Origin of the sequence: Mycobacterium fragae (genome assembly GCF_002102185.1) — a bacterium.
Classification (GTDB): Bacteria; Actinomycetota; Actinomycetes; order Mycobacteriales; family Mycobacteriaceae; genus Mycobacterium; species Mycobacterium fragae.
Map to the genome: position 1 here is coordinate 454,481 of NZ_LQOW01000031.1, position 21,651 is coordinate 476,131.

Sequence of the window (21,651 nt, forward strand, 5' to 3'; positions counted from 1 at the left end):
TAGCTAGCCGAGCTTAGAAAACGAAGGGTGGATTTTTCGTGACGATCGCGGTGACCGGTTCGATAGCAACTGACCATCTGATGCGGTTTCCGGGCCGGTTCTCCGAGCAGCTGCTCGCCGACCACCTGCAGAAGGTTTCGCTGAGCTTCCTGGTCGACGACCTGGTCATCCACCGCGGCGGCGTGGCCGGGAACATGGCTTACGCCATCGGCGTGCTCGGTGGTGATGTCGCGCTGGTGGGCGCGGCCGGCGACGACTTCGGCGACTACCGGAACTGGCTGCAGGCGCACGGCGTCAACTGCGACAACGTGCTGATCTCCGACACCGCGCATACCGCGCGCTTCGTCTGCACCACCGACCTGGAGATGGCGCAGATCGCGTCGTTCTATCCGGGCGCCATGTCGCAGGCGCGCGAGATTTCACTCGCCGACGTGGTTTCGGCAATCGGCACACCGGAATTGGTGATCGTAGGGGCCAACGACCCGGAGGCGATGTTCTTGCACACCGAGGAGTGCCGCAAGCTCGGTCTGGCGTTTGCCGCCGACCCTTCGCAGCAACTGGCGCGGCTCTCGGGCGAGGAGATCCGCAAGCTGATCGACGGGGCCACATACCTGTTCACCAACGACTACGAGTGGGATCTGCTGCTGTCCAAGTCGGGTTGGACGGAGGCCGACGTGATGGCGCAGGTGGGGCTGCGGGTGACCACGCTGGGCGCCAAGGGCGTCGACCTGGTCGACCGTGACGGCACCACCATCCACGTCGGCGTGGTGCCCGAGACCAGTCAGGTCGACCCGACCGGCGTGGGTGACGCGTTCCGGGCCGGCTTCCTGACCGGGCGCAGCGCCGGGCTGGGCTTGGAGCGCTCCGCCCAGCTCGGATCACTGGTGGCCGTGCTGGTGCTGGAGTCGACCGGCACCCAGGAATGGGAATGGGACCGCAAGACGGCGGTGACCCGCCTGGCCGGCGCCTACGGCGACGAGGCGGCCCAGGAGATCGCGGCCGCGCTGGGGTAGCTGCGTCTGCTCCCGTTACAGCTGGACCGGGTAGTGCGGTTCGCTGATCTGCGGCACCACGCTGTGCTCGACGAAGATCGCGTGCCACAGCATGAAGATCAGGACGGTCCATAGTCTGCGGCTGTGATCGGTTGTGCCGCAACGATGTTCGTCAAGCATCTGGCGGACCGCGGCGATGTTGATCAGGTGGCCGGCCGCTGATGAGTCTACGATCTGATGCGCCCATTCCAGCAATTCGCCGGCGCGCAGCCAGTGCCGAATGGGTACCGGGAAGCCCAGTTTGGGCCGGTTGAGCACATGGGGCGGAACGATCGGCTCCAGTGCGCGCCGCAGCGCGTACTTCGTGGTGGTGCGAGTGATCTTGGCCTGCACCGGCAATCGTGACGCGACGGCGAATACCTCGGGATCCAGAAACGGCACCCGCAGCTCCAGCGAGTTGGCCATCGTCATCTTGTCGGCCTTGACCAGGATGTCGCCCCGCAGCCAGGTGAACAAGTCGATGTGCTGCATGCGGGCCACCGGGTCCCAGCCCGCTGATTCGGCATACACCGGCGCCGTCACGTCGGTGTGGGTCCAGTCCGGCCGGAAGCCGGGCAGCACGTCGCGCAGCTGCGCGTCGGAGAAACTGCGGGCATTGCCGTAATAGCGCTGCTCGAGTGTCAGCGATCCGCGGTGTAACAGGCTCTTGCCGCGCATGCCCTCCGGCAGCGGCTTGGACACCTTGCCCATCGAGCGCCTCAGCGGCCCGGGCAGATAGTTGAACGGCTTGAGCGACAACGGTTCCCGATAGATGGTGTAGCCGCCGAACAGCTCGTCGGCCCCCTCGCCGGAGAGCACCACCTTGACATGCTTGCGGGCCTCGCGAGCCACGAAGAACAACGGCACCAGCGCCGGGTCGGCCACCGGTTCGTCGAGATACCAGACGATTTCGGGCAGCGCGGCGACGAACTCGTCCGGCTTGACCACCTTGGCGATGTGCCGCGCGCCGATCGCCTCCGCCGAGGCCACCGCGACGTCGATCTCGGAGAACCCTTCGCGCTCGAAACCGGTGGTGAAGGTGATCAGCCGGGGGTTGTGCCGGATGGCCAGCGCCGCGATCGCCGTCGAGTCGATGCCTCCGGACAGAAATGCGCCGACGGTGACGTCGGCACGCATGTGCTTGGCGACGGAGTCCTCCAGCACCGCGGTGATCTCGTCGTAGCGGACCTGCTCGTTGTCGCGCGTGATCGGGGTGGCGACGAACCGGGGCACGAAGTAGCGGGTGACATCCGGCTCGGGCTGGTCGGGACGGATCCGCGCATAGCAACCCGATTCGAGCCGGCGCACCCCGCGGTGCAGGGTCTCCGGTTCGGGCACGTATTGCAGAACGGTGTAGTGCTGCACGGCGCGATCATCGATTGCGGTGTCGAATCGGATCAGCTCGGCCAGCTCCAGCAGGCATTTCTTTTCACTGGCCACGGCAGTGCCACCGGCGCCGGTTGCCACGAACAGCGGCTTGATACCGAAAGGGTCACGGGCGCAGAACAATTCGCGATTGACGGTGTCCCAGAGCGCGAACGCGAACATGCCGCGCAATCGGGTCAGAGCGTCCGCACCCCAGTGGTGGTACGCGGCGACGATGGCCTCGCCGTCGCCATCGGTGGCGAAAACCGCGCCGTGGCGCTCGGCCAATTCGGCACGCAACTCCAGGTAGTTGTAGATCTCGCCGTTGAACACCAACTCATAGCGGTCAGGCGTATCCGGCGGCCCCCAGCGCAGCGGTTGATGCGAATGCGCGATGTCGATGATCGACAGCCGGTTGAAGCCGAACACGACAGCGCCGGCCGGATCGGCCCAGGTGCCCGGCTCGTCGGGCCCACGATGACGCATCAGGTGCGATGCGCGTGCGACCTCGTCGGCGACATCGTCGGCACTGTGGGCCGCGGCACCCACGAAGGCCAGCAGTCCACACACCGCTGCCAGTATGCCGCACCGCCGGACCCCACAGGCCCGAGAACCCGCCCCGGTGGTCTACGCTGCGTAGTATTCGATTGCTGCAGGGAGTCGGCCGACCCGTCGGCCCAGCTTGCGATACAGGAGGCGCCAACGTGATAGCTCGCGGGGCAGGCCGTTCTGCAGGCTCCCGCCGGTCCCGCCGGCTTCGGCTGCCGGTGCTGGCCGGCCTGCTGGGCATGCTGGCCATCACCCTGAGCGGTTGCAGCTGGACGGAGGTGCTGGGGCTGGGCTGGCCGCGGGGCATCACCCCGGAGGCCGACTTCAACCGGCAGCTGTGGATCGGTGCGGTGATCGCGTCCCTGGTGGTCGGCGTCATCGTGTGGGGCCTGATCTTCTGGTCCAGCGCGTTTCACCGCAAGAGAGCCTCCGACACCGAACTGCCCCGCCAATTCGGCTACAACATGCCGCTGGAGCTGGTGCTCACAGTGACACCCTTCCTGATCATCTCGGTGCTGTTCTATTTCACCGTGGTGGTGCAGGAGAAGATGCTGCACCTGGCGTCCGACCCCGAGGTCGTCGTCGACGTCACGTCATTCCAGTGGAACTGGAAGTTCGGTTACCAGAAGGTCGACTTCAAGGACGGCACATACAGATACGACGGCGCCGACCCGGCAAAGAAAGCCCGGATGGTCTCCAAGCCCGCGGGCAAGGACAAGCACGGCGAGGAGCTCGTCGGGCCGGTACGCGGGCTCAACACCGAGGACCGCACCTACCTCAATTTCGACCAGGTCGAGACGCTGGGCACCAGCACCCAGATTCCGGTCCTGGTGCTGCCCGCTGGCAAGCGGATCGAGTTCCAGCTGGCCTCCGCCGACGTCGTGCACGCGTTCTGGGTGCCGGAATTCCTGTTCAAGCGCGACGTGATGCCCGACCCGGAGGCCAACCACTCCGTCAACAAATTCCAGGTCGCCGAGATCACCAGGACCGGACCGTTCGTCGGCCGCTGCGCCGAGATGTGCGGCACCTACCACTCGATGATGAACTTCGAGGTCCGGGTGGTGACGGCAAACGACTTCAAGGCCTACCTGGATCAGCGCCGGGCCGGTAAAACGAATGCCGAGGCCTTACAGGCGATCGACCAGCCTCCGGTCGCGGTGACCACGCATCCGTTCGAAACCCGCCGCGGTGAGCTGGCGCCGCAAGCGAGTAAGTAGGAAAACCGATGCATATCGAAGCCAGGCTGTTCGAATTCGTGTGGGCGTTCTTCCTGCTGACCGCGGTCCTCTACGGCGTGCTGACCGCCTTGTTCGCCACCGGCGGTGTGGAGTGGGCCGGTACGACTGCGCTGGTGCTGACCTCTGGGATGGCGCTGATCGTGGCGACCTTCTTCCGCTTTGTGGCCCGCCGGCTGGACACCCGTCCCGAGGACTACGAGGGCGCTGAAATCAGCGATGGCGCAGGGGAGCTGGGTTTCTTCAGCCCGCACAGCTGGTGGCCGATCGTGATCGCGCTCTCGGGCTCGGTGGCCGCGGTCGGCATCGCGTTGTGGCTGCCCTGGCTGATTGTCGCGGGCGTGGTCTTCGTCCTGAGCTCGGCGGCGGGGTTGGTCTTCGAGTACTACCTCGGTCCCGAAAGGCACTGACCGGCGCTGGCTGGTGGTGGTTCAAGGTCACAATCGGGGCGTCAGTTGAGCGTGGACCAGTTCGCCGAGAATGCCGTGTGGGTACCTGTTGGGTAGGGTTTCGCCAGGCACAATGAGGAACATCGGAGCGCGCGCTCAGACGAACAGCCGCGATGCTGCGGGGCGCCGATGAATGCCGATGAAATAGCGGGACAGGACAGGCAAACATGAGCGGGCCGAATCCACCAGGACCGGAATCCGAAGAACTGGAACCCGGGGCTGAGCTCAGCCACGACGACGCCGAATTCGACTATCACGACAGCGAATACGGCGAAGAGCCGATGGAGGCGGAGGCTTCGGGCGGCGACGAGACCGCCCCGACCGACTTCCATTCGCAGGCCTACTCGGCTCCGGAATCCGAACACTTCAGCAGTGGCCCGTATGTGCCCGTCGACCTGGATCTGTATGACTACGACAGCTACGACGACTCGGCCGATGAGGAACCCAGCACGCCGCGCTGGCCGTGGGTGGTAGGGGTTGCCGCGATCATCGCGGCGATCGCCCTGGTTGTGTCGGTGGCGCTGCTGTTCGCACGCACTGACACCAACAAGTTAGCCACGCCCGGCACGGCGCCCACATCGACGCCGCCGATGCAGGACGAGATCATCCGCACCACGCCGCCAACTGCGGCGCCGCCGCCATCGACCAGCAAGGCGCCGCCACCTCCGCCGTCGAGCAGCGAGGCACCTCCGCCACCTCCGCCGCCGAGCAGCGAGGCGCCACCACCACCGGCCCCGGCTCCGGCGCCTGCGCCGGCGCCGGCGAGTCCACCGGCGGCGGCGCCGCCGCCCCCTCCGCCCAGCCCGGCCGGACCTCGGCAGGTCACGTATTCGGTGACCGGCACCAAGGCGCCGTTCGACCAGATCACGATCACTTATACCGACGCGTCGGGCCTGCGACGGACCCAGCACAACGTGTACATCCCGTGGACGCTCACGCTCACACCGATCTCGCAGTCCGAGGTCGGCTCGGTGGAGGCCTCCAGCTTGCTGCGGCTGAGCCGGCTCAACTGCTCGATCACCACCAGCGACGGCAAAGTGTTGTCGTCGAACGAAAACAACGCGCCACAGACGAACTGCTGATGGCCGACAGCTACTCCGAAGCCTGGCGTGGTCGGGGCGCGGTGTCGCCGGGTACCGCCGATCGCATCATGGTCGGCCTGTGCGCCGCCGTCTGGCTCCTGTTGGTGGGGATGAGCGTGGCCGCCATCGTCGCACTGGCGGACCTCGGCCGGGGTTTCCACCAAGCGGCGGGAAGCCCGCACACCTCGTCGGTGCTCTACGCCATCATCGTCATCTCTGCTCTGGTCATCCTGGCTGCGATACCAGTGCTGCTGCGCGCCCGGCGCACCGCTCGGTCCGAGCCGGTCGCCCGACCGGCCCGCGTGCCGGTGCGCAGCGCCAGCGCACAACCGATCAGGTCCGGGTATTCGCCGACGCGAACCACGACCCGCCAGGCCCGTAGTGAGCCCGTGGAGGCGTGGCGACCGGCGTTGCCGGACACCGCAATCGACCGGATCTGGCTCCGCGGCACCGTCGCTCTGATGGGCACGATGGGGGTGGCCCTGGTTGCCGTGGCGACGGCGACCTACCTGATGGCCCTCGGCCACTACGGCGCCGCGTGGACCGGCTATGTGATCGCCGGTCTGGTCACGTTGGCGATGCCGTTGATCCCGTGGCGACACGTGCGACGGCTACGTCGCATGCTCACCGAATAAGCCCGACGACGGCGCTAGTGCTCGGGGTGCTCGCCGCGCTCGCCGTTGGGCGAGCCTGTATGAGCGCCGTTGCTGTCCTGATGCTCGCGCAGCGCGGTAAGAGCACGCTGCTCGCCGGCGTGGGCGGCCTCGCGCAGCGCCGTGTCCTCCGACACCGGATCGGCGAACAGGAAGCTACCGGAGCCCGGCGACCCGGCCGAACCGAGCTTGTTCATCTTGTTGGGCACCGGTGCCCCTTGGTATTCCAGCGGCAGCGGGTGACCGTGATCGTCGACCGGGCCGAGCGGCTGGTGCAATTCGATGTAGGCGCCGTGCGGCAACCGCTTGATGATGCCGGTCTCGATGCCGTGCTCGAGCACGGCACGGTCGCTGCGCTGCAGCCCGAGGCACCATCGGTAGGTGACGAAGTAGATGATCGGCGGAAGCACCACCGCCGAGATGCGGCCGATCCACGTCGTCGCATTCAGCGAGATGTGGAACTTGTAGGCGATGATGTCGTTCATGGCGCTCAGCGTCAGCACCATGTAGAACGCGATCGCCATGGCGCCCACCGCAGTTCGAGCCGGCACATCACGCGGGCGCTGCAGCAGGTTGTGGTGCGCATAGTCGCCGGTGAACCGCTTCTCCAGGAACGGGTAGATGGTCAGCAGCACGAACACCAGGCCCATGATCAGCGCCACCCCGACGGCGCCGGGAATCGTGTGGTGCCAGAAGTAGAACTCCCACGCCGGCCAGATACGGGCCAGGCCCTCGGTCCACATCATGTAGAAGTCCGGCTGTGAACCGGCCGAAACCTGAGATGGCTTGTAGGGCCCCAGATTCCAGATCGGGTTGATCTGTAACAGGCCGCCCATCAAGCCCAGGATGGCGGTCGTCAGCGCGAAGAAGGCCCCGGACTTGACCGCGAACACCGGCATCACCCGCACCCCGACCACGTTCTTCTCGGTGCGGCCGGGACCGGGGAACTGGGTGTGCTTCTGGAACCACACCAACGCCAGGTGCACCCCGATCAGCGCCAGGATGATGCCCGGGATCAGCAGGATGTGCAGCGCGTACAGCCGCGGGATCAGGATGGTGCCGGGGAAGTCGCCGCCCATCAGCGCCCAGTGCATCCAGGTCCCGATCACCGGAATTCCCAACGTGATTGACGACAGGGCGGCCCGCAGACCGATACCCGAGAGCAGGTCGTCGGGCAGCGAGTAGCCGAAGTACCCCTCGAACATGGCCAGGATCAGCAGCAGCGCGCCGAGCACCCAGTTCATCTCGCGGGGCCGGCGGAACGCGCCGGTGAAGAAGACGCGGGCCAGGTGCACCATGATCGCCGCGGCGAACATCAGCGCGGCCCAGTGGTGGATCTGGCGGACGAACAGGCCGCCGCGGACCTCGAAGGAGATGTTGAGCGCGGACTCATAGGCCCGCGACATCGCCACGCCGCGCAGCGGTTGGTAGACGCCGTTGTAGGTGACCTCGGTCATCGACGGATCGAAGAACAGCGTCAGATACACGCCGGTGATCAGCAGCACGATGAAGCTGTACAAGGCGATTTCGCCCAGCAAGAACGACCAGTGTGACGGGAAGACCTTGTTGAGCTGGCGTCGCACCGCGGCCGACGGGTGATAACGGGTGTCGATGTCCTCGGCTTGGCGGGCCAGGATGTTGCCTACATCGAGTTTCGGACTCATGAGGTGCGCTCCCAAAATGCCGGTCCGACAGGTTCGATGAAGTCGCCGTTGGCGACCAGATAGCCGTTGGTGTCGATGGTGATCGGCAGCTGCGCCAGTGCGCGCGCCGCCGGCCCGAAGATCGGCTTGGCGTACTGCAGCGCGTCGAACTGCGACTGGTGACACGGGCAGAGGATCCGGTAGGACTGCTGCTCATAGAGCGACGACGGGCAGCCCAGGTGCGAGCAGACCTTGGTGAAGGCGAAGAATTCGCCGAAGTTGAAGCTCTCCTGGCCTTTTCGTTTGACCACCCGGGACATGTCACCGGGCTTGAGACGGATGAGCATGACCGGGTTACGGACGCCCATCATGATGGTCTGCAACCGCTCGCGCGATTCGTGGGTGGTGCCGTCGCCGTCGGACTCGCGCCACGGGAACACCGTCTCCATTCCGCCGGCATCGATGTCTTCGGGGCGCAACCTGACGAACGGCGCGCCGACATGCTCGCCGGTGGCACGGGCCAGGTAGATGGTTTCGCCGGCGTAGCGCGGCGTCCAGCCCGAGGTCCACAGCACGGCTTTCTTGCCGTTGGCCGTCGGCACCACCGGTTTCCACGGGTTCTTGATGAGCCCCCCGGCAAACGCCACCAGGGTACCGAGGCCGAACGCGCCCAAGCCGGCGCCCAGCGACAGGCCGATCAGTTTGCGACGCCGCAGCGTCGAGGTTTCGAACGCGTCGGTCAGGTTGGCGACCACCGTCTTACGGTGAATCTCCGGTGAGCCCTGGCCCCCGCCGTCATGGCGTTCCTGGATCGAAATCTCTTCGGGGATAAACTTTTTCTGGAACAAAACCGCGCCGACGGCAATCGACATGATGGAAAGCCCGAAGGTCAGGCCGTAGAGCGGGGTGGTGAGCGCGTACCAGAAGCTGCCCGCCGATCCCTCCGGCTTGTACTCCCACGGCCAGAACAGGAACACCACCAGCAGCGCGAACCCGAAAAAGCCGCCCAGCAAAAACCAGCGTGCCACCCGACGGTCGGTGCGCTTCTCGGCTTTGGTGCCGGCCACCGGCCAGCGCGATTCCTTGTAGACGGTTTCGACGCCGTCGAGCCGGCCGCCCAGGTCGACCAGCTCCTCGCGCGACATCGCGTGCAGTTCAGCCTCGCTGGGCTGCCCTTCAACGCCCTTCTGGCCCGGTACGTCGGTGCCCTTAGCGTCGGTCACGTTCGCGCCCCAATCCACAGTGCGACGCCGATGACGGCGACCATTCCGATGATCCACATCGCCATGCCCTCGGGCGCCGGTCCGAAGCCGCCCAGGCCGTAGCCGCCCGGTTGGCGTTCCTCGGTGGCGTTTTTCACGTAGGCGATGATGTCCTTCTTGGCTTCGAAAGACAGCTGACGGTCGGCGAACTTCGGCATGTTCTGCGGGCCGGTCAGCATCGCGGCCAGGATCTGCTGCTCGTTGGCGGGCTCCAGGTCGGGGGCGTACTTACCCGACGACAGCGCTCCGCCTTTGCCGGTGAAGTTGTGGCACGAGGCGCAGTTGAGCCTGAACAGGTCTCCGCCGCGGCCCAAGTCGTCGCCGCGCAGCGATTTCATCGCGACGCTGCCGTCGGGGTTGCGCACCACAGTCGGGCCGCCGCCATTGGCTTGCACGTAGGCGCCCAGCGCGTCGATCTGGTGTTCGTCGAAAATCGGGTCTTTGCGGGGTGCCTGCGCCTCCCCGCGCGCGGCGGGCATCCGCCCCGTGGACGTCTGAAAGTAGACCGCCGCCTCGCCCACACCGATCAGGCTCGGGCCGCGGCCGCCCACACCCTGCAGGTTGGCGCCGTGGCAGGACACGCACGAGGTGTCGAAAAGCTGCTTGCCGGTGCGCAACAACGCCGAGGCTGACTCGTCGGCGACGGCGACTTGCGGGCGGGGAGTCAAAATGGCGGCCAGCCCGCCCGCCACCGTCAGCGCCACCAACAGCAGCAGCCCGGCGGAAAAGCGGCGGCGCAGCCGCCGCCTCGCTCGTGGTGACGCAAAGGTCTTCAACCAAGCACTCCTGTTCGTTAAACGGCTGGTCATCGGATGAAGTAAATCGTTGCGAACAGGGCGATCCAGACGATGTCGACGAAGTGCCAGTAATAGGAGACGACGATCGATGCGGTTGCCTGCGCCGGGGTGAACTTGCTCATCGTGGTGCGGGCCAGCAGGAAGATGAAGGCGATCAGACCGCCGATGACGTGCAGCCCGTGAAAGCCGGTGGCCAGGTAGAACACGCTGCCGTAGGCGCTGCCCGGGATGGTGGTGCCGTGACCGGTCAGGTGGTAGTACTCGTAGCCCTGCCCGAGGACGAAGAACAGCCCCATTAGAAAGGTGATGACATACCAGCGGCGCAGTCCGAACACATCGCCGCGCTCGGCGGCGAACACCCCCATCTGGCAGGTGAATGACGAGGCGATCAGCACCAGCGTGACGGGCACCGCCTGGTAGAGGTTCAGGTGCGTCGGCTCCGGTGGCCAGTCACCGCCGGCCTGAGCGCGCGCCGTGAAGTACATCGCGAACAATCCAGCAAAGAACATCAGTTCGCTGGAAAGCCACACTATGGTGCCGACACTGACCATGTTGGGGCGGTTGAGCGAATGTACTCGCGCCGTGATAGCAGTACCCGAGGTCCCTACCGCACTCGTCACATCCGCAAGTATGACGCTTTGTAGTTGTCGAACTCCACCCGGGGGCGGCAATTGGTGCGGCGATCGCAAGCGCGGCGTAGCCGGGCGCTGCTGGTCGTGGGACCATCGGCGCGTGGCGGTGTCGTCTAACGGGTTGTCCTGGCCGCGGGTGCTGTCGGGTCTGACGGCCGGGCAGAATCTGGCCCGCGGGCAGGCCGGCTGGGCGATGCAGCAGATCATGACCGGCGCCGCGACGCCGGCGCAGATCGCGGCCTTCGCGGTGGCTCTGACGATGAAGGTCCCGACCGCGGCGGAGGTCGGTGAGCTGGCCGACGTGATGCTCGACCATGCCCGCCGGGTGCCCATCGACGACATCGGCGCCGACGCTGTCGACGTGGTGGGCACCGGCGGCGACGGCGTGAGCACCGTCAACCTGTCGACCATGGCGGCGATCGTGGTGGCGGCCAGCGGAGTTCGGGTGGTCAAGCACGGCAACCGGGCGGCGTCGTCGTTGGCCGGGGGCGCCGACACCCTGGAGGCGCTCGGGGTGCGCATCGACCTGGGGCCCGACGAGGTTGCCCGCAGCGTCGCCGAGGTCGGGATCGGGTTCTGCTTCGCGCCGACGTTTCATCCCTCGTACCGGCATGCGTCCGCGGTGCGGCGCGAAGTGGGTGTGCCGACAGTCTTCAATCTGCTTGGGCCGCTGACTAATCCGGGACAACCGCGGTCCGGCCTGATCGGTTGCGCGTTCGCCGACCTGGCCGAGGTGATGGCGGGGGTGTTCGCGGCACGACGGTCCAGCGTGTTGGTGGTGCACGGCGACGACGGGCTCGACGAATTGACCACCACCACAACCAGCACGATCTGGCGGGTCCAGGCCGGCACCGTAGACAAGTTGACGTTCGACCCGGCGGGCTTCGGGTTCGCCCGCGCGGAGCTTCGGGACTTGTTGGGCGGCGACGCGGCAGCCAATGCGGCAGAGGCGCGTTCGGTGTTGGCGGGGGCCAAGGGCCCGGTGCGCGACGCGGTGGTGCTCAACGCCGCGGGTGCGCTGGTGGCGCATGCCGGGCTATCCAGCAGCGCCGAGTGGCTGCCGGCGTGGGAGGACGGGCTGCGCCGCGCCGCCGACGCGATCGATTCCGGTGCGGCCGAACAGCTGCTCGCGCGATGGGTGCGGTTCGGCCAGCAGCTCTGAGGTTTCCAGCGCTTGTTCTGCGGCGGCCCGCGCTGAGCGGGCCGCCGCCGCCCAGTCCGCCCACCGGCCCGCGGATCGCAGCGGCGAGGCCCAGCCGGTCTCGCCGTCGACGCAGACGATGCGCACACCTGGGGCCGCAAGCCAGCGCGCGATCAGTGAAGTCTCCTCGACCCGCGCGCCGCCCACCGGGGCGGCGCGCGGCAGCACCACCTGCGCGCCGGCCCGCAAGGCGTCGACGACGGGCATCGGTGGCACGCCGCGGTCGGCCGTGCCGGCCGCGGCGAGTTGGCCGTAGCGGATGACGGCGAGCTGCCAGCCGCCGCGCCCATCGGGCGCGGCGGCCACCAACTCTCGCAGCGTGGCCAGCGCCCGCAGGCGCTGGCCGCGCCACAGCACCTCGATGGCCGCGACGGTGTGATCGCGCAACCGGGCGGCGCTTTCGTAGCGGTGGCGGTCGGCCAGCGCGGTGATCTGCTCGACCGCGGCGGCCAGCGCCGTGTTGTCCTGGCCGTCGATCAACGCCGCGGCATGCTGCACGGTCGGGGCGTACTGCGCGGCGGTGATGTCACGGCCGGCCGGGCACGGTGACACTTCGCGGGCCGGGCAGGCCGGCCCGTGCAGCGCCGAGCGGGCCAGCCGGGTGGTGCAGGTGCGCAGGCCGGTGAACCGCGCGAGGAGCGCCGCCGTGTCGGCGGCGTCGGCCCGGGAGCGAAACGGGCCGACCGCGCGCTCGTGTCGCGGGGCCCGCACCGCCGAGAACCGCGGAAATGCCTCGTCGGTCAAGACAATCCACCACCAGCGGTGCGGGAACCGCGAGCGGCGGTTGTAGGGCGGGGCGTGCGCGGCCAGCATCCGCAGCTCGCGGACACCGGCTTCCAGGGCGTGCGCGCACTCGATGTGGTCGACGGATTGGGCCAGCGCGACCATCTCCCTGGTACGAGTACGCCGGTCAGCGCCGTTGAAGTACTGAGTTACCCTGCGCCGCAGATCAATTGCCGTACCGACATAGAGCACTTCACCAGTCGGCCCGCGGAACAGGTAGACCCCCGGCCGGTGTGGCAGCGCCTCGGCGAGCACTCGCTTACGACGCTGGGCCGGCGTCACGCCGGGCAGATACGAGCGCAGGTCCGCGTAGGTGTGCACGCCCTGGTTGCCCACGCGTTCGATCAGGGCGTGCAACACCTCGACGGTGGCGCGGGCGTCGTCGAGGGCCCGGTGGGTCGGCTCGTTGGCGACGGCGAACAGGCGCGCCAACGACGCGAGCCGCACGCTGGGTGCTTCTTCGCGGCTGAGCACCCGACGGGCCAGCCGGACCGTGCACAGCACCTGCGGCCGCGGCCACCCGATTCCGCATTGCTCGGCGGCTGACCGCAGGAACCCGACGTCGAACCGGGCGTTGTGGGCGACCAGCACGGCGCCGCGGGAGAACTCGAGGAAGGCCGGCAGTACCGCGCCGATAGTGGGGGCGTCGCACACCATCGCGGTGGTGATGCCGGTGAGCCGCACGATCTGCGGCGGGATGCTGCGCTGCGGGTCGACCAGGGTGGCGAACTCGCCCAGCACCTCGCCGCCGCGCACCTTGACCGCGCCGATCTCGGTGATGGCGTCGCAGGCCGCCCCGCCGGTGGTTTCCAGGTCGACGACGACGAACGTCGTCTCGCGCAGCGACAGCTCGGCGAGCTCGTCCAGGCCGGCGAAACTCAGCTGCTCGGCGCCACCCATGGCGCAAACGGTAAGCAGCCGCACCGACACCGCTGGGTCGCGACACGGGACTTGTCGGTGCCGGCGGTTAATCTGCCGCCAGGCCTGCCAAGAGATCGAGAGGACCAGTCAGATGGCGCACACCAGCAAGCCCGAGCCGACGGGGCCGGTGGTAATCGACTGCGACGACTGCGCGGCACGCGGTCCCGGATGCCGTGACTGCGTCGTCAGCGTGATACTCGGGGTACCGGAAACTTTGCTGGAGGATGAGCGCGCGGCGTTGGAGGTGCTCGCCGACGCCGGCTTGGCCCCGCGGCTTCGGCTGGTGCCGATCCACCGTCCCGGGGTGGCGTGACCGCCGCCAGAATCTTGCTGATTTCTTAATGTTCCACCGTTGGACAACGCCTATACCATTTCGTAACCTGTCTGAGACCTAAAGCAAATTCGACGGATCTCGTCGACGGGTTTTAAGGATGCGAAATCTTGGGGTCGGGGCTAGACGGTAGAGGCTGGACTGGGCGCACCCTTAAGCGATTTGCTCTCGCCGCTGTAGCGGCCACCCTTTCCCTCTCCGGCCTTGCTGCCGGCAATGTGCTGGCCGACCCGGCGGATGACGCCACGGCAAAACTCAACGAGCTGTCGCGCCAAGCCGAGCAGACCACCGAGGCGATGCACAGTGCGCAGCTCGACCTCAACCAGAAGCTGGCCGCGCAGCGCGCCGCCGAGAAGAAGCATTCCGACGACCTAGCCGCGGTGGAAGCCGCGAAGTCGCGATTGGCAACCTTCCAAACCGGTGTCGATAAGTTTGCTGCGGCGGCGTACATGGGCGGTCGCACCGACGGTATGGGCGCCATCCTCACCGCGGAGTCGCCGCAGCAACTGATCGGCAAGCTGGCCGTACAGCGGGTGATCTCCACCGAGATGCTCGCGCAGATGGCAAGCTACCGGGCCACCCGCGCGCAGGCCGCTCAGGCCGAGCTGGCATCCGCGAAGTCGGCCGCCGATGCCAAGACCGCAGCCGAACAGGCCGCGGCCGTGCGCGCGAGCCTGCAGTCCAAGCAGAGCCGGCTGCAGTCACAGATCGCCCTGGTCAAGTCGCAGTACCTTGCGCTCAGCCCGCAGCAACGCACCGCACTGGCCGCGCCGGGGCCCGCCCCGGCGGAACCCGCCGCTCTGGCCGCGGCTCCTCCCGCCCCGGAGGCCTTACCGCCCGGCGCAGGCCAGCCCGGCGCGCAGCCCGGTGAGCCCATGCCGGCGGCGGCACCGGGCACCAATGAGGGCCACATCGCCGTGCAGGCGGCGCTCACCCAGGTCGGCTCGGCCTACTCGTGGGGCGGCGCCTCGCCCGGCGCCTTCGACTGCTCGGGGCTGGTCATGTGGGCGTTCAAGCAGGCCGGCATCGCGCTGCCGCATTCCAGCCAGGCCTTGGCCCACGGCGGGCAGCCCGTGGCGCTGTCCGACCTGCAACCCGGTGACGTGCTGACCTTCTACTCCGACGCGTCCCATGCGGGCATCTACATCGGTGACGGCCTCATGGTCCATTCGTCCACCTACGGCGTGCCGGTGCGGGTGGTGCCGATGAACTCGTCCGGCCCGATCTACAACGCCCGTCGCTACTGAGCGCCGACGCCGGTGGGTACCGGCGCTGTTGGCCTGCGCGCTTGGCGCCGAGCTGATCCTCGCCGCCGCGGTTCTCATCCGCCCGTCAGCCCCGTCTGCCAGTCACACGGCAGTCGGCACGCCCGGCGCGACGCGAGTGCTCGTCGTCGCCGACCGAACCGTGCGAATGGTCAACCTCGGAGGCCCCAGCGTGGAGGATTTGCTGAACCGCGTGGCGGCGAACATCGACGTGGCCATCGATGCGGTGCAGAGCTTTTGGGGCGCCGACTGGCCGCGTGATATCAGCATCGTGGCCACCGGGTCACAGCGTCGGTTCGAAGCCGAGGCCGGGGGCGGCCCGCCGGCGAAGTGGGCTGATATCGCGGCGGTCGCCGTCGCCGATCGGGTCGATCCGGCCCGGCGGATCGCGGTGGGCCAACGCATCGTGTTCGCGCCGGGGGCCGCGGCCATGAGCCCGGCCGCGCTGCGAATCGTGTTGAGCCACGAGCTTTTTCACTACGCAGTGCGCGCCGAGACCGCGCTCGATGCACCACGATGGCTGACCGAAGGTGTGGCCGACTACGTCGCGCGACCAGGCGCGGCGCCCGAGGCGACGCCGCTACCGACGGCCCTGCCGTCGGATGCCGACCTCGACGCGCCGGGTCCGCAGCGTTCGCTCGGCTACGACCGGGCGTGGTGGTTCGCGCGTTTCGTCGCCGACACCCGTGGGGCGGCGACGTTGCGCGCGCTCTACCAAGCCGCATGCGGCGTCGGGCACAGCGACTTTCCCACCGCGGTGCACGACGTGCTCGGCACCGACACCGCGGGGGTGCTGGCCCGCTGGCGGCAGTGGCTGACCGGCTAGCCTACGCAGGTGTCCCGGGTCCTACTGGTAACCAACGACTTTCCGCCTCGGCGCGGCGGCATCCAGGCCTATCTGCTGGAGCTGGTTACCCGGCTGGCCGACGCCGGGGAGCATGCGGTGACCGTCTACGCGCCGCAGTGGAAGGGAGCCGAGGCCTTTGATGCGCAGACAGCGCGCTATCGGGTCGTGCGCCATCCCGGGACGCTGATGCTGCCGGTCCCGACCGTCGACGCCCGGATGCGCCGTCTGATCGCCGAGCAGGCCGCCGACACCGTCTGGTTCGGCGCGGCCGCGCCGCTGGGGCTGCTGGCGCAAAGCGCCCGTCGGGCCGGTGCCACCCGAATATTGGCCAGCACCCACGGCCACGAAGTGGGGTGGTCGATGCTGCCGGTGGCCCGATCGGTGCTGCGCCGAATCGGCGAGGGCTGCGACGTCGTCACCTTCGTCAGCCGCTACACCCGGGGGCGGTTCGCGTCGGCGTTCGGGCCCGAGGCCGCATTGGAGCACCTGCCGCCCGGCGTCGACATCGAGCGGTTTCGCCCGGACCCGGCCAGTCGCGCCGAGCTGCGTACCCGCTACCGGCTGGGTGAGCGGCCCACAGTGGTGTGCGTGTCCCGGCTGGTGCCCCGCAAGGGCCAGGACATGCTGATCCGGGCGTTGCCGTCAATCAGGCGGCGGGTGGACGGCGCCGCGCTGGTCATCGTTGGCGGCGGCCCGTACCTGGCCGCACTGCGCCGGTTGGCACAGCGTTACGGGGTGGGTGAACACGTGACGTTCACCGCCGGGATACCGGCCGATGAGCTACCCGCCCACCACGCAATGGCCGACGTATTCGCCATGCCCTGTCGCACCCGCGGCGCGGGTCTGGATGTCGAGGGGCTGGGAATCGTTTTCCTGGAAGCCTCCGCCACGGGCGTGCCCGTCATCGCCGGCCGTTCGGGCGGAGCGCCAGAAACCGTGCGGCACAACAAGACCGGGTTCGTGGTGGACGGTCGTTCGGTGAACCAGGTCGCCGACGCCGTCGCCGAGCTGCTTGCCGACCCGGACCGTGCCGCCGCGATGGGCGCCGCCGGGCGGGATTGGGTGACCGCGCACTGGCAATGGGACACGCTCGCCGCGCGAATGGCGGACCTGTTGCGGTAGTCAGTCCTTGGTGTAGATCGCCTCGATGTCGTCGGCGAACTTCTCGGCCACCACCTTGCGCTTGACCTTCATCGTCGGCGTCAGCTCGCCGGTGTCCTCGGTGAAGTCGACGGGCAGAATGCGGAACTTGCGGATCGACTCCGCATGTGACACCGACAAATTCGCCTGTTTGACGGCGGCGTCCACCTCGGCCAGCAGGTCCGGGTCGGTGGCCAGATCGCCCACCGAAGCGTCGGCGGCCTTGCTGTTGCGCTGCTTCCAGCCTTCGAACGCTTCGGGGTCGATGGTGATCAATGCCCCGATGAACGGCTTGGCGTCGCCGACCACCATCGCCTGGCTGATCAGCGCGTGTCCCCGCAACTGGTCCTCGAGCACCGCGGGTGCGACGTTCTTGCCGCCGGCGGTCACGATGATCTCTTTCTTGCGACCGGTGATCTTCAGGAAACCGTCCTCGTCGATGGCGCCCAGGTCACCGGTCTTGAACCAGCCGTCGGCCATCGCCTCGGCGGTGGCCTGCTCGTTGCGCCAGTACTCGGCGAACACCACACCGCCGCGCACCAGCAATTCGCCGTCGTCGGCGATTCGCATGCTGTTGCCGGGCAACAGCTTTCCGACCGTGCCGATCTTCAGGTCGCCGACCTGGTTGACGGTGATCGCCGCGCTGGTCTCGGTCAGGCCGTAGCCCTCATGGATGGTCAGCCCGACGCCGCGGTAGAAGTGGCCGAGCCGCGCGCCCAGCGGGCCGCCGCCGGAGATGGACGCGCGGCAGTCGCCGCCGAGCGCCGCGCGCAGCTTGTGATACACCAACCGGTCGAACATCGCGTGCCTGGCCCGCAGGAGCATCCCGGGGCCGCCGCGGTCGCAGGCCTCGCTCCAGTCCACCGCGGTCTGGGCGGCCCGCTTGAAGATCCAGCCCTTGCCGTCGTTGGCGGCGTTCTGCGCGGCGGTGTTGTACACCTTCTCGAACACCCGCGGCACCGAGACCACGATCGTCGGCTTGAACACCCCGAACATCGGCACCAGATTCTTGATGTCACTGGTGAATCCGACGGTGACCTTGTTGGCGAAAGCGGCCAGGGTGATCGCCCGGGCCAGCACGTGGGCCAACGGCAGAAACACCAGCATGCGCTCACCCTTGGCCAGCAGCGTGGGCAGCGATTCCTTGGCGCCCCGGATCTCGTAGACGAGGTTGGAATGGGTCAGCTGACAGCCTTTGGGGCGCCCGGTGGTGCCCGAGGTGTAGATCAACGTCGCGGGAGCGGTGCTGCGCAGGCCCTCGACCCGGCTGGTGAGCTCGGCGGCGTCGACCGATGCGCCTTCCTCGGCGAGCTGGTCCAGCGCCTTGGGGCCTGCCCCATCGATGTGCAGGACCCGCCGCAGCTCGGGCAGCTCGCCGCTGAGCTCGGCGACCATTGTCGCGTGCTTGTCGCTCTCGGCGAACACCGCCACCGCCCCCGAGTCCTGCAGCACCCAGCGCACCTGCTCGGCCGACGACGTCTCGTAGATCGGGACGGTGACCGCCCCTACCGCGAGGATGGCGAAGTCGAGGATCGCCCACTCGTAACGGGTGGCCGAAAAGATCGCCACCCGATCGCCCGCCTGCACTCCTTGGGCGATCAAACCCAATGCGGCGGAGCGGATTTGAGCGGCCGCGGCCGCGCATGTGACATCGGTCCAGGTGCCGTCGATCAGCCGTTGGAAGATCACGGTGTCCGGGTCGTCGCGTTCGTGGTCGAACACTGCGGAGACGATGTTGTCGTGCTCGCCCACTGTGAATGGGGCGGGAACACTGAATTCGCGCACTCTTCTGACCTTCGCTCGATCTACTCCGGCTGATTTGATCCGGCTGAGTGCAGCCCAGCCTAGTCTGGCGACGAAATCGCCGGTCGCGGTGTCCGGCCACCACCGCGGTATGTGAAGCTATGGCCGTGCACAGCGTTCAAGTCGCCGACGTGACGTTTGTCGCCGCGGACGCCGCACGAGTCGGCGTTGCGGTCGGCGACCGGGCCAGCTGGCGACGGTGGTGGCCGGATCTGCGGCTGGAAGTCATCGAAGATCGCGGCGACAAGGGGATTCGATGGACGGTGACCGGGCCACTCACCGGCACCATGGAGGTGTGGCTGGAACCGGCGCTGGACGGGGTGCTGTTGCACTACTTTCTGCACGCCGAGCCGTCCGGAGTGGCCGCCTGGCAATTGGCCCGGTTGAACCTCGGCAAAATGACTCACCGTCGCCGGGTTGCGGGCAAGAGAATGGCTTTCGAAGTGAAGGCGGCGCTGGAGCGCTCCCGTCCGGTCGGGATTTCTCCGGCCGCTTCGCCCGCCCAGGGTTAATACGGGAGTACCGTTTCTGCCGAGGACTTGCGGCCCGGAGATTCGACCTGCGTACGGGAAGAGAAGGAAGCGACTAGGTGGCGGAGAAGACTGCGCAGACGATCTACATCGATGCGGAACCCGGCACGGTGATGAAGGTGATCGCCGACATCGATGCCTATCCGGAGTGGGTCTCGGAGTACACCGAGGCCGAAGTGCTGGAGGCCGACGACCAGGGTTACCCGAAGGTGGCGCGCATGGTGCTGGACACCGCCATCCTCAAGGACACCCTGGTGTTCTCCTACGACTGGCCGAAGGATCGCAACTCAGTGCGCTGGTCGCTGGTCTCCAGCTCGTTGCTGCGTTCGCTTGAAGGCGCATATCTGTTGAGGCCCAAAGGGTCTGGCACCGATGTCACCTATGAGCTCACGGTCGACCTGGCGATTCCGATGATCGGGTTGCTCAAACGCAAGGCCGAGCGCAGGCTGACCGATACCGCGTTGAAAGATCTGAAGAAACGAGTCGAGGCTGAGTGAGTCTGGAGCGCCCGCCCTGGCCAGGATCAGTCTGTTCGTCGGCAAGGGCGGGGTAGGAAAGTCCACCCTGGCGGCGGCGACCGCCGTGCGTGACGCGCGCGCCGGCCAGCGGGTGCTGGTGGTGTCCACTGACCAAGCGCACTCGCTGGGTGACGTGCTTGGCGTCGCAGTCCCGCCGACCGGCCGTCGAGAGCCCGTCAGGGTCCTCGCCGACGACATCGACGTCGGCGGCGGCTTCCTGGACGCACTGGCCATGGACACCTTGGCACTGCTCGAGGCGCGCTGGTGCAGCGTGGTCGACACGCTGGGCCGGCGCTTTCCCGAATCGGAGCTGGATAGCATTGCGCCCCAAGAACTCTCGGCGCTGCCGGGTATTCAGGAAGTTCTCGGGCTGCACGAGGTCGGGGAACTTGCCGGGGCAGGCCAATGGGACCACGTCGTGGTCGACTGTGCCTCCACCGCGGACGCGTTGCGGATGCTGACGCTGCCGGCCACCTTCGCGCTGTACGTCGAGCGCGCGTGGCCGCGGCACCGCCGGCTTGCCACCGCCGGCGACGACGCCCGCTCGACCGCGGTGGTCGAGTTCCTGGAGCGCGCCAGCGCCGGTGTCGAACGGTTGTCCGCCCTGCTGACCGACGGCGCCCGGGTCGGTGCCCACCTGGTCCTGACCGCCGAGCGGGTGGTGGCCGCCGAAGCGGCCCGGACGCTGGGCTCCTTGTCGTTGATGGGCGTTCGCGTCGAAGAGTTGATCGTCAATCAGATTCTGGTGCAGGACGATTCGTACGAGTACCGCAATCTGCCCGCACACCCGGCCTTCGACTGGTACTCCGAACGGATCGGTGAGCAACGCGCCGTGCTGGACGAGCTCGAGGCCACCATCGGCGACGTGGCGCTGGTGCTCACCCCGCATCTGGCCGGCGAGCCGATCGGCGCCAAGGCACTGGCTGAACTGTTGGACAGCGCACGCCGTCGCGACGGGTCGGCGCCGCCCGGGCCGTTGCGTCCCGTCGTCGACCTGGAATCGGGATCCGGCCTGGGATCGGTGTACCGATTACGGCTAGAGTTGCCGCAGGTCGATTCCGGCGCACTTACCCTGGGCCGGGTCGGCGACGACCTGATCATCGGTGCCGGCGGGATGCGGCGCAGAGTTCGGTTGGCGTCCGTACTGCGACGGTGCACGGTGCTGGACGCGCATCTTCGAGGTAGCGAGTTGACAGTGCGTTTTCGACCTGATCCGGAGGTGTGGCCGACGTGAGTGGCGTCCACCCCGACATCGGTCCCGAGTTGCGCAAGCTCGCGCAGAGCATTCTCGACGGGATCGACCCTGCGGTGCGTGCCGCGGCGTCGCGGGCCATGGGGGACGGCGCCGGCACCGGCAAGTGTCAGCAGGTGTGGTGTCCGGTGTGCGCGTTGGCGGCGGTGGTGACCGGGGAGGAACACCCACTGCTGACCGTCATCGCCGAACACAGCGTGGCTCTGCTGGCGGTGATCCGGGCCATCGTCGAGCAAGTCGACAGATCGGGGCCACCGCCGCACGGTCCGCCGGGTGGTGGGGTTCCGGCCGAGGCCCCGCCCGACGCCGGCGCGACGAGCCGGTACCAGCCCATCACCGTCACCGTGGAGGAGTGAGCGGCC

At 67.8% G+C, this 21,651-nt stretch carries 20 protein-coding genes and 1 pseudogene; 14 read left to right on the plus strand and 7 right to left on the minus strand.

All coding sequences use genetic code 11. The features are described from left to right. Window positions 1–38 precede the first annotated feature (38 nt). On the plus strand, window positions 39–1,013 hold the full coding sequence (locus AWC06_RS20500; RefSeq protein ID WP_085199804.1) for a carbohydrate kinase family protein: 975 nt from the start codon (window positions 39–41) through the stop codon (window positions 1,011–1,013). 15 nt (window positions 1,014–1,028) lie between these two features. On the opposite strand, the gene asnB is transcribed toward AWC06_RS20500, so the two are convergent. Continuing rightward, window positions 1,029–2,966: an asparagine synthase (glutamine-hydrolyzing) gene (gene asnB / locus AWC06_RS20505; protein ID WP_085199805.1), complete on the minus strand. Its 1,938-nt coding sequence runs from the start codon at window positions 2,964–2,966 to the stop codon at window positions 1,029–1,031. A 134-nt stretch (window positions 2,967–3,100) separates the two neighbouring features. Here asnB and ctaC point away from each other — a divergent pair, with 134 nt between their 5' ends. The 4 genes from ctaC to AWC06_RS20525 all read left to right on the plus strand — a co-directional run bounded on the left by ctaC (window position 3,101) and on the right by AWC06_RS20525 (window position 6,346). Further along, the gene (gene ctaC / locus AWC06_RS20510; protein WP_443677343.1) at window positions 3,101–4,162 is read left to right on the plus strand and encodes an aa3-type cytochrome oxidase subunit II; all 1,062 of its coding nucleotides are present in this window, start codon (window positions 3,101–3,103) and stop codon (window positions 4,160–4,162) included. 8 nt (window positions 4,163–4,170) lie between these two features. Next, window positions 4,171–4,590, plus strand: coding sequence for a cytochrome c oxidase subunit 4 (locus AWC06_RS20515; RefSeq protein ID WP_085199806.1), 420 nt, complete (start codon window positions 4,171–4,173; stop codon window positions 4,588–4,590). Window positions 4,591–4,796: 206 nt separating this feature from the next. Continuing rightward, window positions 4,797–5,711: an MmpS family transport accessory protein gene (locus AWC06_RS20520; RefSeq protein ID WP_085199807.1), complete on the plus strand. Its 915-nt coding sequence runs from the start codon at window positions 4,797–4,799 to the stop codon at window positions 5,709–5,711. Further along, entirely contained in the window at window positions 5,711–6,346 is a 636-nt protein-coding gene (locus AWC06_RS20525) for a DUF2561 family protein (RefSeq protein WP_085199808.1), read from the plus strand. The genes AWC06_RS20520 and AWC06_RS20525 overlap by 1 nt, the downstream gene beginning before the upstream one ends. A 14-nt stretch (window positions 6,347–6,360) precedes the next feature. Here the strand turns inward: AWC06_RS20525 and qcrB are convergent, their stop codons facing one another. The 4 genes from qcrB to ctaE are packed head-to-tail and all read right to left on the minus strand — an operon-like array spanning window position 6,361 to window position 10,686. Beyond that, the gene (gene qcrB / locus AWC06_RS20530) at window positions 6,361–8,028 is read right to left on the minus strand and encodes a cytochrome bc1 complex cytochrome b subunit (RefSeq protein WP_085199809.1); all 1,668 of its coding nucleotides are present in this window, start codon (window positions 8,026–8,028) and stop codon (window positions 6,361–6,363) included. Continuing rightward, window positions 8,025–9,230, minus strand: coding sequence for a cytochrome bc1 complex Rieske iron-sulfur subunit (qcrA, locus tag AWC06_RS20535; protein ID WP_085200085.1), 1,206 nt, complete (start codon window positions 9,228–9,230; stop codon window positions 8,025–8,027). Before qcrA ends, qcrB begins: the two co-directional genes overlap by 4 nt. Beyond that, window positions 9,227–10,078: a cytochrome bc1 complex diheme cytochrome c subunit gene (qcrC, locus tag AWC06_RS20540; protein WP_085199810.1), complete on the minus strand. Its 852-nt coding sequence runs from the start codon at window positions 10,076–10,078 to the stop codon at window positions 9,227–9,229. The genes qcrA and qcrC overlap by 4 nt, the downstream gene beginning before the upstream one ends. Beyond that, window positions 10,075–10,686, minus strand: a complete 612-nt coding sequence (ctaE, locus tag AWC06_RS20545; RefSeq protein WP_085199811.1) for an aa3-type cytochrome oxidase subunit III — start codon at window positions 10,684–10,686, stop codon at window positions 10,075–10,077. Before ctaE ends, qcrC begins: the two co-directional genes overlap by 4 nt. A gap of 112 nt (window positions 10,687–10,798) precedes the next feature. Here ctaE and trpD point away from each other — a divergent pair, with 112 nt between their 5' ends. After that, window positions 10,799–11,860, plus strand: coding sequence for an anthranilate phosphoribosyltransferase (gene trpD / locus AWC06_RS20550; RefSeq protein ID WP_227371055.1), 1,062 nt, complete (start codon window positions 10,799–10,801; stop codon window positions 11,858–11,860). Here the strand turns inward: trpD and AWC06_RS20555 are convergent. Then, window positions 11,798–13,582: pseudogene (locus AWC06_RS20555) on the minus strand (DEDD exonuclease domain-containing protein); the annotation flags it as partial. The gene trpD and the pseudogene AWC06_RS20555 overlap by 63 nt on opposite strands. Window positions 13,583–13,694: 112 nt before the next feature. Between AWC06_RS20555 and AWC06_RS20560 the strand changes: the two are divergent. From AWC06_RS20560 to pimB, 4 genes are all read left to right on the plus strand, one after another. Beyond that, window positions 13,695–13,916, plus strand: a complete 222-nt coding sequence (locus AWC06_RS20560; RefSeq protein ID WP_085199814.1) for a hypothetical protein — start codon at window positions 13,695–13,697, stop codon at window positions 13,914–13,916. Between the two features lie 128 nt (window positions 13,917–14,044). Further along, entirely contained in the window at window positions 14,045–15,181 is a 1,137-nt protein-coding gene (gene ripC / locus AWC06_RS20565) for a peptidoglycan hydrolase RipC (RefSeq protein ID WP_085199815.1), read from the plus strand. A gap of 166 nt (window positions 15,182–15,347) precedes the next feature. Then, on the plus strand, window positions 15,348–16,025 hold the full coding sequence (locus AWC06_RS20570) for a hypothetical protein (protein WP_372458112.1): 678 nt from the start codon (window positions 15,348–15,350) through the stop codon (window positions 16,023–16,025). Between the two features lie 9 nt (window positions 16,026–16,034). Then, window positions 16,035–17,168, plus strand: a complete 1,134-nt coding sequence (gene pimB, locus AWC06_RS20575; protein WP_085199817.1) for a GDP-mannose-dependent alpha-(1-6)-phosphatidylinositol monomannoside mannosyltransferase — start codon at window positions 16,035–16,037, stop codon at window positions 17,166–17,168. On the opposite strand, the gene AWC06_RS20580 is transcribed toward pimB, so the two are convergent. Further along, a complete protein-coding gene (locus AWC06_RS20580) occupies window positions 17,169–18,971 on the minus strand; it encodes an AMP-dependent synthetase/ligase (RefSeq protein WP_085199818.1) in 1,803 nt (600 codons plus the stop codon). It abuts the gene before it with no gap. A gap of 125 nt (window positions 18,972–19,096) precedes the next feature. On the opposite strand from AWC06_RS20580, the gene AWC06_RS20585 reads away from it, so the two are divergent. The 4 genes from AWC06_RS20585 (at window position 19,097) to AWC06_RS20600 (ending at window position 21,645) form a co-directional block, all read left to right on the plus strand. After that, a complete protein-coding gene (locus AWC06_RS20585) occupies window positions 19,097–19,501 on the plus strand; it encodes a polyketide cyclase / dehydrase and lipid transport (protein WP_139820180.1) in 405 nt (134 codons plus the stop codon). Window positions 19,502–19,578: 77 nt separating this feature from the next. Further along, entirely contained in the window at window positions 19,579–20,016 is a 438-nt protein-coding gene (locus AWC06_RS20590) for an SRPBCC family protein (protein WP_085199820.1), read from the plus strand. Then, window positions 20,009–21,271 (plus strand): ArsA family ATPase, encoded by a 1,263-nt coding sequence (locus AWC06_RS20595; RefSeq protein WP_085199821.1) that lies wholly within the window; start codon window positions 20,009–20,011, stop codon window positions 21,269–21,271. Before AWC06_RS20590 ends, AWC06_RS20595 begins: the two co-directional genes overlap by 8 nt. Beyond that, the gene (locus AWC06_RS20600) at window positions 21,268–21,645 is read left to right on the plus strand and encodes a hypothetical protein (protein WP_085200086.1); all 378 of its coding nucleotides are present in this window, start codon (window positions 21,268–21,270) and stop codon (window positions 21,643–21,645) included. Before AWC06_RS20595 ends, AWC06_RS20600 begins: the two co-directional genes overlap by 4 nt. The last annotated feature ends 6 nt before the right edge of the window (window positions 21,646–21,651 follow it).